General features: G+C 33.8%; 7 protein-coding genes and 1 rRNA gene (1 of these 8 running past the window's edge). 4 read left to right on the plus strand and 4 right to left on the minus strand.

The window, feature by feature from the left end; translation table 11 throughout:
- The first annotated feature begins 92 nt into the window (after positions 1 to 92).
- Positions 93 to 659: an RNA polymerase sigma factor gene (locus tag GQ46_RS13750; RefSeq protein ID WP_044403168.1), complete on the plus strand. Its 567-nt coding sequence runs from the start codon at positions 93 to 95 to the stop codon at positions 657 to 659.
- Positions 659 to 1,387 (plus strand): tol-pal system YbgF family protein, encoded by a 729-nt coding sequence (locus tag GQ46_RS13755; protein WP_044403171.1) that lies wholly within the window; start codon positions 659 to 661, stop codon positions 1,385 to 1,387. Before GQ46_RS13750 ends, GQ46_RS13755 begins: the two co-directional genes overlap by 1 nt.
- Here GQ46_RS13755 and GQ46_RS13760 read toward each other — a convergent pair.
- From GQ46_RS13760 to GQ46_RS13775, 4 genes are all read right to left on the minus strand, one after another.
- Positions 1,384 to 4,140, minus strand: a complete 2,757-nt coding sequence (locus GQ46_RS13760) for a CHAT domain-containing protein (protein ID WP_052503488.1) — start codon at positions 4,138 to 4,140, stop codon at positions 1,384 to 1,386. The genes GQ46_RS13755 and GQ46_RS13760 overlap by 4 nt on opposite strands.
- A 48-nt stretch (positions 4,141 to 4,188) precedes the next feature.
- Positions 4,189 to 4,755, minus strand: a complete 567-nt coding sequence (locus tag GQ46_RS13765; protein WP_044403174.1) for a hypothetical protein — start codon at positions 4,753 to 4,755, stop codon at positions 4,189 to 4,191.
- Between the two features lie 152 nt (positions 4,756 to 4,907).
- A complete protein-coding gene (locus GQ46_RS13770) occupies positions 4,908 to 7,340 on the minus strand; it encodes a hypothetical protein (protein WP_044403176.1) in 2,433 nt (810 codons plus the stop codon).
- Between the two features lie 35 nt (positions 7,341 to 7,375).
- Positions 7,376 to 7,975 carry a ribonuclease HII gene (locus GQ46_RS13775; RefSeq protein WP_044403178.1) on the minus strand — a complete coding sequence of 200 codons (600 nt, stop codon included), beginning with the start codon at positions 7,973 to 7,975 and terminating at the stop codon, positions 7,376 to 7,378.
- A 307-nt stretch (positions 7,976 to 8,282) separates the two neighbouring features.
- Here GQ46_RS13775 and GQ46_RS13780 point away from each other — a divergent pair, with 307 nt between their 5' ends.
- Both GQ46_RS13780 and GQ46_RS13790 read left to right on the plus strand, forming a co-directional pair.
- Positions 8,283 to 10,268 (plus strand): putative porin, encoded by a 1,986-nt coding sequence (locus GQ46_RS13780; protein WP_044403181.1) that lies wholly within the window; start codon positions 8,283 to 8,285, stop codon positions 10,266 to 10,268.
- A 777-nt stretch (positions 10,269 to 11,045) separates the two neighbouring features.
- Positions 11,046 to 12,281, plus strand: a 16S ribosomal RNA gene (locus GQ46_RS13790) (it continues 282 nt past the right edge of the window).

Here is a 12,281-nt window from a genome sequence, read left to right on the forward strand (position 1 = left end):
ATCTGAAAAGGTTAACAGATTTGAGTGTTTTTATTGAAAAAAAGTTAAATTAGCTAACCAAGTGTTAACCTTTTATCAACTCCCACTATTAAATGTCAAACCCAAATGAAGACATCACGCTCGAGGAACTAAAACTAGGATCAGAAGAAAAACTTCGTAAAGTTTATGAAGACAACAGAGACAAGTTTTTAAATTTTGCAAAGCGTTATAATTTACCTCACGATGATGTAATTGATGTTTACCAGGATGCCTATGTTGCTTTTCATAACAATATAATGTCTGGAAAGATTGAAACAATGACAAGTAGTATTTCTACTTATTTGTTTAGTATTGGTAAGTATTTAATTTTTGATAAGATGAAAAAAAATAACAAAACCATTAGGTCAGAATACAATATGGATATTGTAAGAGATCAAGAGAATGTTATGGAAAACATCGACATTGATACTGAGGATTTAACACACGAGCAACAGTTATTGCGAACACATTTTGCAAGTTTAGGGAAGCAATGTCAAGAATTATTGAATCTCTTTTATTATCGTGGTTTCACCATTAAGGATATATTAGAGCAAGGTAATTATAATAGTGAAAACGTGATTAAAAGCGCAAAATCACGTTGTCTAAAAACCCTAAAAGAACGAATAAATAGCAATTACTAATGACTAACGAAGATTTATTATATCATTATTTTTCTAATACGCTAACCGAAGCACAAAGGCTCGAGTTTAATAAGCGTTTAGAAACGAATACCGAATTTAATGCCGAATTTGAATTTGAAAGCAATTTAAAACGCGCCATAAAACACGAAACAAATGCAAGCTTAAAAACAAAGCTAAAAGGCTTTGAAAGCACTGTTAAAGCAAAAGACAAATCCAGGAAAGTCTCAGTTTTTAATTGGAAAATTGCAGCCTCAATGGTGTTTTTATTAGGGTCAAGTTGGTTTGCATATACCACTTTTTTTGGAGTAGACTATAACGACTTATACGCCGCTAATTTTCAAGAATATCCAAATACCGAGTATGCAATAACAAGAAGTGATTCTATGGACTCGCCAGAACGAAAAGCATTTGTAGCCTATGAAGCTGGAGATTATGAAAATGCGGTTAAGGCTTTTGAGAGGATTAACACTGCTCATAAAAAAGCATATCACCAGTTCTATATAGCACAAGCGTATTTAAAGCTGGGCAAAGCAGATAAAGCTAAAGCATTATTAAAGGCTATTGTTTCTGAAAATGAAAAGTTTTCGGGAGAATCTCAGTGGTATTTAGCATTGATTGCTTTAAAAGAGAAAGATAAAGTTGAAGCCATAAAACAACTTAGTAAGCTCACTGAGAATTATGGTTATAATAAATCTAAAGCAGAAACGCTACTCAATCAATTACGCTAAGTCTTTCGGCTTCTAAGATAAAAATAGAGTAGTAGCAATAGCAAAGCGAAACCTCCAATTAGTAAATAATAGTAATGGGTGTGTATGGGTTCTGTGTTTCCAGAAACTATAAAAGCAGACCAATAATAGGGATGCGATAAACCATTCTCTCTATTTACTTTAATGAAGTCTAGCTGTGCTTGTTGTAAAGCACGACTTTTAGTTTCCCTGTCTGACAACTGTTTGTAAAAAGCATCCATTAGTTTTGTTGAAGAAGCATCGTTAATCTTCCAAAGTGTACTGGTAATGCTATTCGCCCCACTAAAATAGAAACCACGTGCCAGGCTCATTAATCCTTCGCCACGATTTAATTTACCAATACCACTTTCGCAAGCGCTTAGTGTTACTAAATCGGCATTGAGCTCTATGTTATAGAGGTCGCGCACATACAGCGAATGCTCATTATTGTCATCATAAGCGAATGCCAAATATGAATATTCAGGCGTAGCATCGTCAAAAATGGCATGTGTTGCCAAATGTAAAATACTGTATTTTGAACTGTTTTTGTTGAATTTTTCCAGAGTGGCCTCTGCACCACTATAGAGCTCACCACTAAAATGTGAAAAAACATTTTGTGCTTCCTTTTTATTATTTGGTAGTGCTAACAACTTGCCACTGTTAAAAGTGGGAGCAAAAGCTAAAACAGCATTGTTATTCTGTTTACGCTCTTGCAGTTGAAGTAGTAAAGTCGCAGAATTAGCATAAGAAATAGCATAATCTTCAAGCAAATAATTGGAGTTGCTTTCATTTGTGGTTAATGCTGAAAAAGGAATATAGCTTAGTAGACCATCTGGTAAAACAATAAGGTTTTTTTTATTACTGTAATTCAAATGTGACTCAAGAATTAGTGTGTAAAGCTCAAAAGTCTTGTCATGTAATATGTTTACATCAGATTTTGGGTTACTGAGTAATATGTAAACTTCTTTAACAAGATTTTCAATCGTTTCATTTAGTTTAACCTGAGTAAAATGTTTTTCAGTTTTCGTAACAGAAATTACAAAAAGCGACTCTTTTCCATAGAAATAGGAAAGGAGTACCTCGTCTTTATCCAAAAACAGTTGCATATCCTCTATAGAGGCTACTTTAGAATTGTATTTTAAATCATAGTATGATTTATAGTTTTTTTCAATAGTTTCAACAATATCGTTGTACTCTTTTTTGACATTAAACAAATTATCCATTAAAACGTTTGTGTCTGTTTTAGATTTATCAATTTGTTTTTCGATGAAGTTTATTTTGGTTTTTAGTTGCTTTTCTTTGGTTAAAAGCGAATCTGGAACTGTTTTAAAAGTCGTCACTTTTGCACTTAATAAAGCTTCTAGTAACAAAGTGCTTTTACTTTTCTCTGAGATAAAGAACGCTTGATCAATTAAATTGAAGTCTTGGGTTTTTATGTATAAATTGTACGCGGCTTTTAGTCCGTTTTCAAAAATAGGATAGGCTTGATCAACTATAAAAAGTTTGTCTGTTTCTGTTTTAAAAGAAGGCTTTAGACTGTCTAATAACGTTATAGCGAGAGTTGCAGTTGCAAATGTCTCACTGTTATTGTTAAGCTTTAAAAGGATGTCCGTTTTGTCATTGTATAGTTTAAGTAATTCTGTTTTATTTACTGTTGAATTAATAGTTTTAGCATCTGTAAGCTCACCTATAGCTAGGTTGTAGGCTTGTAATGCTTTTTCTGGTTTCTTGAGTTCTAACAAAGTAAGTCCGATAGCTCTATGCGCTTGTGCAACTTCAAGGTGTTTTTTAGTCGTCCATTTTTCTTTATAAAGATTTAGAGCGAGTTGCTGTTCTGTAAGCGCATCTTCATAATTTCCTTCGGCTTTAAAAAGTTCTGCTTTTGCTTGATGATATCTTGTCTCATACGTGTCGCCATCTTTCAAATGTTCTTTTATTAATTTTAAATAAAATGTTGCACTGTCTATTTGTTCTAGTTTAATGTGATTGCTAAAAATATTTTGGGCATCAGTTACGATACCGTTTTTCTTTCCGTTAGTTCGTAATTTATATTTTAAGGAGGGTATAAAGTACGTGTTGGATTCCTGGTAATTAGCTTGGCGCTTGTAGAGCTCGCCTAGTAGACTGTAATTGGCGAATAAAGATTTTTTATCGTTCGGTTTTAGATCTTCAAGCAATCTTATATTACGTTCAAAATAGACTTTGGATAATTCATATTTACCTTCGTCACTGTACATTTTAGCTTTATAAATGTAAGCACTTGAAAGTAAGTCAATATTGTGAGGAGGAATGGTTTCAAGACCGTTAGTTAAAATATTTTCTATAAGTGCATCAAATGTGTCTTGAGCTAAGCCATAATCGTCTAACTGAAAATAGTAAGTAGCCCGATCATTTAAAAGGGAATTTTTATAGAATGGATAATCTGGATGTGTGCTAAAAAAAGTGTTTTGATGAACAAAAAGCATGTTTAACTCATCTAAATTTTTACTAATAGTTTCTAAATCCAGTTCCTTTCTTGAGTGATATGCAGCACTACGTATTGTATTAATATAATTTTCGGCTAAAGCGGTCCAATTTTTTTCAGCTTTGGCTAAAATTTTCACTTTATTAAAATAGTGATAGGCAGAATCTTTATTGGTCCAGGCAAATTCTCCTGCTTTTTGTTCCAAGAATTCTAGTGATTTTAAATTGCTTTTTTGAGCACTAGAAAAATAAGCGATAAAAGTTAAAATAAAAAATAGCTGCGTTTTTTTCATAAAAAAGCCTTTAGAAAATCTAAAGGCTAATATACAAATATTTGATTTTTATGGTCTTATACCAGCAGGAATAGCATAGATTAAAGTAGCATTTTCATCCACGCGCGTAATTTCTAATAGAATAGGCCCATTAATACCAGCTTCAAAACTGTAAGTATAATAGCTTAAGGCGCCGTTACTGTTAGGTAGCGTTTGGGGTTGTCCACTCACTACAGCGAGCTCTTCTGAATTCTCAGACAAAATTCTAAAGCTTACATTGACGCCTGCAGGCATTAATAGAAATCCTTCATTAGGGAAGCATAATTCGCCGACAATACTATCTGGGCAAGGTGGAGGAGGTGGTAATACTCCAATACCAACGGTTTCTATTAAGTTGTTTAGAAACTCGTTATAGCTGTTCAAATTGGCGTCAGCCTCTAGAATACCAGCAGTGTTATTTGGGTCATTTTGTTCTAAATCTGCAAGTGTTTTAGCATAGAACTCTTGTGTGACTTCTGCTTCAAATAAATAGTTGGTTGCTGTAATTTCTATTGGTGTAGGCGCATCATCATCTGATGAGGGACAAGCAAACAAGAGCAAACAAAAGACCGTTACTAGTGTTAATTTAATTTTCATAATTTGAGTTTTTAGTTATTGATGTATAGCATTTAATAAGTATAAGCCAATAAAGTTAACATTTTAAAAAAAGAATTTCACTATAAGTTGTGTCACTGGTTGTTGTAAATATAGGCTTAGCAATTAAGGCCTTTTTTAGTTTAATAGCAAAATTAATTTATTTCATAGACTAAAATAGTGCTATCGTCACCTCGTGTAACAAACTCTAAAGCCGGGTCTTTGTCTATATTGTCTAACTCAATAGCAGCAGTGCCATACACAGGGAAATTTGGTAATTCTTTTGCTTGACTGTCATATAATAATACTTTTTGTGACTGTAAGTCGGTTATGGCTACATAGATTTTATTGTTAATATAAAAGAGTTTAGGCGCAGTGTAATTACCAAAATTAAGTTCTAATGTTTTATTTTTTATTTTTAATTTATTTTCGTTTTGGGCAACAAGAGTTTGAGTAGTTGTTATTAAATTAGTGTCTTTACCATAAAGCGTGCTTGTTGCTACTTTTCCTTTTTGATCTATTTCTATCAAACTGCCATCTTTTGTTGTGGTTGCAAAACCATTTTCATAATGAAATACGGGCTGGTTTGAAAACTCGAGGCTTGTTTTAGGGGTGACTCTCGGTTTACCTCGACGGGATAAAATATGTAATTCTTTATCTGTTTTAATAACAATATAATCTTTGCTACCTATACGGAAATGTTGTGGTTGATGATTTATGACCTCGTTAGCAGAAGAAAATTTAAAACCCTGAACTGTTTTGCCTTTTCCGTCGTATAACAAGACATGCTTTCCTTGGGTAACAAATAACCTGTAATTCTTTTTCTTATCATAATCAAAAACAGAAAGCGGTTGGGTAATATTATCATTAAACAATAACGGGTAACCATCAACGTCTTTGCCATTTCTAGCTATTAAATATACACGATTTGGTGTAGCAAATGCGAGCTGCAGTCTGCCATTTTTGTAGATGTCTATTTGCTCAATCCTACCTAAAACAGGACCGTTAAGTTGTTTTTTCCAAAGAATAGTACCTGTATTGGAAATTAAATACAACTTGTTATTAATGTCTTGTACAACAATCTCTTTTTCGTTTGTACGATGATTAATAACAAACTGTGGGTCATTTAATAATCTAACATCTAGTTTAATGTTTAACACTTCAGTGATAGCATTGCTTTCAGCCCTTACTTTATCCTTTTTTATAATAGCATTTAGGTGTGCGTAATCGGTGTCGTATATAAATTGTAAAGCAGATATTTTGTAGTTTTCAAAATCGGATTCTAAAGTAGCCTCTAAATTTGTTTCCAACATGTTTTTTAGAACCTGAGACTTTGAAACTTGCAAAATAGAAGCATCTGTACTTAGGTTTTTTGCGATTGCTTTGTAATAGTCGCGGGAACTTAAAGAGGTTTCGTTTTGGTAATTAGCAATAATGTTCTCCAGGCTTTCTGTACTGTTTCCAAAAATCACGAACTGTTCAATAACACAATAATAATTTGCGTTATCATAAGTTATTAGAGGTTGAAACGTTTCTGAGAAAAGTTCTGGTTTACTGAAATTAAAAATTTCAATTTGCCTGTAGGTTTCTTCCAGACTTTGCTCACCTATCAAAGCATCTTTAGTAGCAATAATATCAATAGAATTTAATACAATAGCCTTACTATTTGTTTGATAAATCACGCCAACTTCAACTATATTATCAAAAAGCGTAGTAGAAGGTAGTGAATCCTGTGTTTTTCTAAAAGCCTTCAACTGTGTCTTTAAAACAGAAAAATCATCAAAAGTAAAACTCAAAAAGCCATCACAATTATTTGGGGCAATTTGTGCCAATTGATTTTCATGCGGCGTTGTATTCTTAAAGATATTAATTAAACTTTCGGTGGAATCTTTCGCTTGAGTTATACCACTTAATATAATTTGATCTTGAGATACTGCGGCATCAAAAGTAGTAAGCTCCGTAAAGTCTTTAAAAGGGAGTGTTTCAGAATAAAACAATGTTTTAATGGCATTCGATTCTTGGGAATTTATTATAACCGAAAGTGGTTTTTCTTTATTAATAGTATTAAAAGCAGCGCTTATTTTTTCATTTTTAAAATTTTTATCCAGTAGGGATTTTAGTATATCTACGGTTGAAGCAATCACCGTGACGCTATCTTTTAATACGGCATAAATTACTTCATTTTTATAAGTGAATTTTTGCGCTTTGAGTTTACCAATGGTTACGCTTTCTGCTTTGTGATTAGGTAAAGCAGCAATATTAAATAAATTTGAAACGCTTTTGGTAGATAATGCAAATTGTACTCCGTTTTTTTTATCCTTAAAAAAAGATAAGACCACTGGTTCTGTCGTTGATATAAAATCTAAACAAGCTAACTTTTTTGATAACAGTCTAGAAAGTTCGGTTGAAGCTAAATTACTAATCAAATCATTATTATTAACGTTGCTTTTCAGGTTTTCTATACCATTAACATTCAAAATAATTTCCGCGTTTTTAGGCACAAAATCATAAATTGAGGTATTGCTTTTGCGAGTGTTGCAACTTAAAATAGTAAATGTAAAAAGGACGATTAGCCAGAAATACTTCATTTATTTTTTTTATAAAATTTAAAGAATGCTCAAAATTACAATTCTAATTTTAATTGTTCAGGTAATAGTCTGAAGGTTTTTCTGTGGTATTTGGTAATGCCATATTTTCTAATGGCCTCCCGATGTTCTTTTGTAGGGTAGCCTTTGTTTTGTTTCCAGTTGTACATTGGGAATTCTTCGTGAATTTTAGTCATGTAGGCATCTCTATAAGTTTTAGCTAAAACAGAAGCCGCAGCAATGCTCAAATATTTACTGTCTCCTTTTATAATGGTTTTATAAGTAATAGCATTTAATGGTTTAAACCTATTACCATCTACGATTATAAATTCTGGCGCGGGGGTTAACTTTATTATGGAACGTTGCATCGCAATTATAGACGCATTAAGTATGTTAACGCTATCAATCTCTGCTTCAAAAACATGAGTAAAAGCAAACGAGAGTGCTTCAGCTTCAATAATAGGTTTTAAAAATTCACGTTTAGTTTCAGAGAGTTGTTTTGAATCGTTTAAGATGGAATTGTTAAAATCTTTTGGTAATATAACGGCTGCAGCAGTAACAGGGCCAGCAAGACAACCTCTGCCAGCTTCATCTGTACCGCATTCCAAATCAAAACCAGAGTAATTTAATTTTAGCATTTATATAATTCTTAACATCCTAAACTAATAATAAATTGTAATATCGATGAAATTTAGAAAAGGCTTAGAAATAATTTGAATTATTTTTCGTTGATTTAAATCAAAAAAACGAAGTATATTCTTGAATAGGGTCTGTTTTTTAAGGAAAATAAGTAAAAAATAAAGGAATTGATTTAGTCTTTTTCATGTTTAATACATATGAATTGGTCTTTCTGAGTATAATATAAAAATCCTTGTAGATATTTACTATTTTTACCGCAAATTTAAGGTGCTTACCAGAGTAAGTTTTACAAATAATAGGAATTTAATGAATAAAGTAGTTTTAGTTGTTTTTTTTATGTCTTTTGCTGTCTTTGCTAAAGCACAAACGCGACCAACAGCACAACCATTAGAAAAAGATCCAAATAATTATTCTGGAGAGGTGGGGCAGCCAAATGATTCTATTAGAAGGGGGTCAGGCAAGAGCACGAGTAACAAGAACATAAAAAATAAAGACGCAAAAATCACAGATTATCTTATTGTTTCTCACCTGAGTGATACCACTTATGTGGATACTACTTTGACCATTCTAAAAGAATACAAATACAATTATTTACGTAAAGATAATTTTAATTTAATGCCATTTTCAAACTTGGGTCAAAGTTATAATACATTGAGTGAAAATTTTGAAAGTACTAGTTTAATGCCAAAGTTTGGAGCACGAGCAAGGCATTTTAATTATATGGAAATTGAAGACATAAATTATTTTCATGTTCCGACACCGCTAACCGAGCTTATGTATAAAAGTGCTTTCGAACAAGGTCAGTTAATTGATGCTTTGTTTACAACTAACACCTCAAAACAGCTCAATTTTTCAATAGCTTACAAAGGATTACGCTCCTTGGGTAAGTACCAACATATACTTACGAGTACTGGTAATTTTAGATTTACTACAAGTTATAAAACTAAAAATGAGCGTTACGTAGCTAATACACATTTTGTGGCTCAGGATTTATTTAATCAGGAAAATGGAGGAATTAAAGCTGATAATCTACAATTTTTTGAAATTGGCGATGAAGATTTTCTTGACAGAGGCGTTTTTGAGGTCAATTTTGAAGATGCTCAAAATATGCTTAAAGGAAAGCGATTTTACCTTAATCATACATATAACATTATAAATAAGTCAGATTCAATCTCAAAAAACAATCTAAACATAACGCATGTTATGGCATTAGAAGATAAAAGTTACCTTTTTGAGCAAACACGACAAAACGCTTTTTTTGGTGATGGCTTTAAACAGTCTAATCTTAGAGATAGAGTAACTTTAGAAGAACTACACAATGAGCTACAGCTTAATTATAGCAATAATATAATAGGAAACTTACAGTTTAATGCTTCTCATCATAATTATAATTATGGGTATGATAAAATTGTAGTATTAAATAGTAGTGTTATACCTAATAGGTTAAAAGGAGATGTATTGGGAGTTGGTGGTAAATACAAGAAGCAAATTAAAGGGTTTTTGTTAAAAGGAGAATTAGGGGTCAATGTTTCGGGTGATTTCGAAGGAAACTATATCAAAGCAGAAGCTTCTTATACTATAAACGACGATTTAAGTATTCAAGCACAAATAAATCATAATGCATCTGCTCCAAATTATAATGCTCAATTGTATCAGAGTGATTATATAAACTATAATTGGAAGAATGATTTCAATAACATAGAAACACAGCAATTAGCCTTTAATATTAATTCTAATAAGTACGTAAATCTATCAGTAGATTTATCAACGATTAATGATTATGTCTATTTTGCAAAAGATGAAACCACAAACTTCGTTAAGCCTTTTCAAAACGATAAAGCAATATCCTATCTTAGGCTAAAAGCGGAAAAAGAATTTATATATGGTAATTTCAGACTTAATAACACGGTCATGTACCAAAATGTTCAAGATGAAAATATGGTGTTCAATGTGCCAGAGCTTATAACACGAAACACATTGTATTATGCTAACCATGTTTTCAAAAAAGCGTTGTACCTTCAAACAGGGGTGACTTTTAATTATTTTACAGAATACAACATGAATGGCTACGACCCATTATTGGCAGAATTCTACACACAGAATGATGAAAAGCTTGGTGGTTTTCCAAGATTAGATTTTTTTGTGAATGCAAAAATTCGTCAAACACGAATCTATCTCAAAGCAGAGCACTTTAATGCTTCTTTTACAGGGCGTGATTATTTTTCTGCACCAAATAATCCATATCGTGATTTTTCAGTCCGTTTTGGTGTCGTTTGGAACTTCTTTCTATAATCCTATAATAACAATTGGGGCGTTCCCTTTCAGGTCGGGTTTTCCGCTGTATCTTTTGCAAAAAAGCAAAAGGATGCCGCTGCAACCCCTAACGCGGGCAAATAGCTAAGTGTAAAGCATTCTCTTTTTGGCGCTGTCTTTATAGAAAGGGTGTTATTCACGCTTGGATAACAAATAGTTTCAAAGCCTTGGAAAAAAGAGCCTATATATAAAGGACAGATTGGCTCTAAAAAAACAAGATTATTTTTGTTTGTAAAGTGCTTAAAACAAAGGCGGTAAGGGAGTGGTTAAAAAAAGATTAAAAAAGTTCTAAAAAAAGGGTTGCCATAACTAAAAAAGAATCTATATTTGCACCCGCTAAGCGAAACAGGTGTAGACTTGGGCAGCAAAGCAACGTTCATTAAAAGGCTTACAAAAAAAGATTATTTTTTTAAAATAAGTGTTGAGATAACAAAAAAAGGTTGTAAGTTTGCAATCCGAAAAAACAGCAATGTTTTTTCAAAAAAGTTCAAAAGAAATTTATTGAGATACGGATTAAAAAAAGATTTAGTTTTTTTTATAAAAAGTATTGTGGGATTGGAAATAAGTTTTATATTTGCACCCGCTAAGCGATAAAAGTCTTAGAGAAACAGAAAACAAGTTCATATACATATTGAATTGACAGCGTAAGAAAGTTATTGGAAACAATAATTTTCAAACAAGAGAATAAGCCATTTTGAGTACTAAAATTAATTTCTTTGGTTGTTAAGCAAATTAGTCGAAAGACTTTAAAATTTAACGATGAAGAGTTTGATCCTGGCTCAGGATGAACGCTAGCGGCAGGCCTAACACATGCAAGTCGAGGGGTAACGGGGTGCTTGCACCGCCGACGACCGGCGCACGGGTGCGTAACGCGTATAGAATCTACCTTGTACTGAGGGATAGCCTTTGGAAACGAAGATTAATACCTCATAGTATGATGACTTGGCATCAAGATATCATTAAAGGTTACGGTACAAGATGACTATGCGTTCTATTAGCTAGATGGTAAGGTAACGGCTTACCATGGCAACGATAGATAGGGGCCCTGAGAGGGGGATCCCCCACACTGGTACTGAGACACGGACCAGACTCCTACGGGAGGCAGCAGTGAGGAATATTGGACAATGGAGGCAACTCTGATCCAGCCATGCCGCGTGCAGGATGACTGCCCTATGGGTTGTAAACTGCTTTTATACAGGAAGAAACACTGCTACGTGTAGCAGCTTGACGGTACTGTAAGAATAAGGATCGGCTAACTCCGTGCCAGCAGCCGCGGTAATACGGAGGATCCAAGCGTTATCCGGAATCATTGGGTTTAAAGGGTCCGTAGGTGGATAATTAAGTCAGAGGTGAAATCCTGCAGCTCAACTGTAGAATTGCCTTTGATACTGGTTATCTTGAGTTATTATGAAGTAGTTAGAATATGTAGTGTAGCGGTGAAATGCATAGATATTACATAGAATACCAATTGCGAAGGCAGATTACTAATAATCAACTGACACTGATGGACGAAAGCGTGGGGAGCGAACAGGATTAGATACCCTGGTAGTCCACGCCGTAAACGATGGTCACTAGCTGTTCGAACTTCGGTTTGAGTGGCTAAGCGAAAGTGATAAGTGACCCACCTGGGGAGTACGTTCGCAAGAATGAAACTCAAAGGAATTGACGGGGGCCCGCACAAGCGGTGGAGCATGTGGTTTAATTCGATGATACGCGAGGAACCTTACCAGGGCTTAAATGTAGTGTGACAGGACTAGAGATAGTTTTTTCTTCGGACACATTACAAGGTGCTGCATGGTTGTCGTCAGCTCGTGCCGTGAGGTGTCAGGTTAAGTCCTATAACGAGCGCAACCCCTGTTGTTAGTTGCCAGCGAGTCATGTCGGGAACTCTAGCAAGACTGCCAGTGCAAACTGTGAGGAAGGTGGGGATGACGTCAAATCATCACGGCCCTTACGTCCTGGGCTACACACGTGCTACAATGGTAGGGACAG

It is taken from the genome of Lacinutrix sp. Hel_I_90 (assembly GCF_000934685.1).
In the GTDB taxonomy this organism is placed as follows: Bacteria; Bacteroidota; Bacteroidia; order Flavobacteriales; family Flavobacteriaceae; genus Lacinutrix.

What these genes read in the sequence shown, in the direction of transcription:
- GQ46_RS13750 (WP_044403168.1), top strand. Translation starts at nt 93, where the DNA reads ATGTCAAACCCAAATGAAGACATCACGCTCGAGGAACTAAAACTAGGA.
- GQ46_RS13755 (WP_044403171.1), top strand. Translation starts at nt 659, where the DNA reads ATGACTAACGAAGATTTATTATATCATTATTTTTCTAATACGCTAACC.
- GQ46_RS13760 (WP_052503488.1), bottom strand. Translation starts at nt 4,140, where the DNA reads ATGAAAAAAACGCAGCTATTTTTTATTTTAACTTTTATCGCTTATTTT.
- GQ46_RS13765 (WP_044403174.1), bottom strand. Translation starts at nt 4,755, where the DNA reads ATGAAAATTAAATTAACACTAGTAACGGTCTTTTGTTTGCTCTTGTTT.
- GQ46_RS13770 (WP_044403176.1), bottom strand. Translation starts at nt 7,340, where the DNA reads ATGAAGTATTTCTGGCTAATCGTCCTTTTTACATTTACTATTTTAAGT.
- GQ46_RS13775 (WP_044403178.1), bottom strand. Translation starts at nt 7,975, where the DNA reads ATGCTAAAATTAAATTACTCTGGTTTTGATTTGGAATGCGGTACAGAT.
- GQ46_RS13780 (WP_044403181.1), top strand. Translation starts at nt 8,283, where the DNA reads ATGAATAAAGTAGTTTTAGTTGTTTTTTTTATGTCTTTTGCTGTCTTT.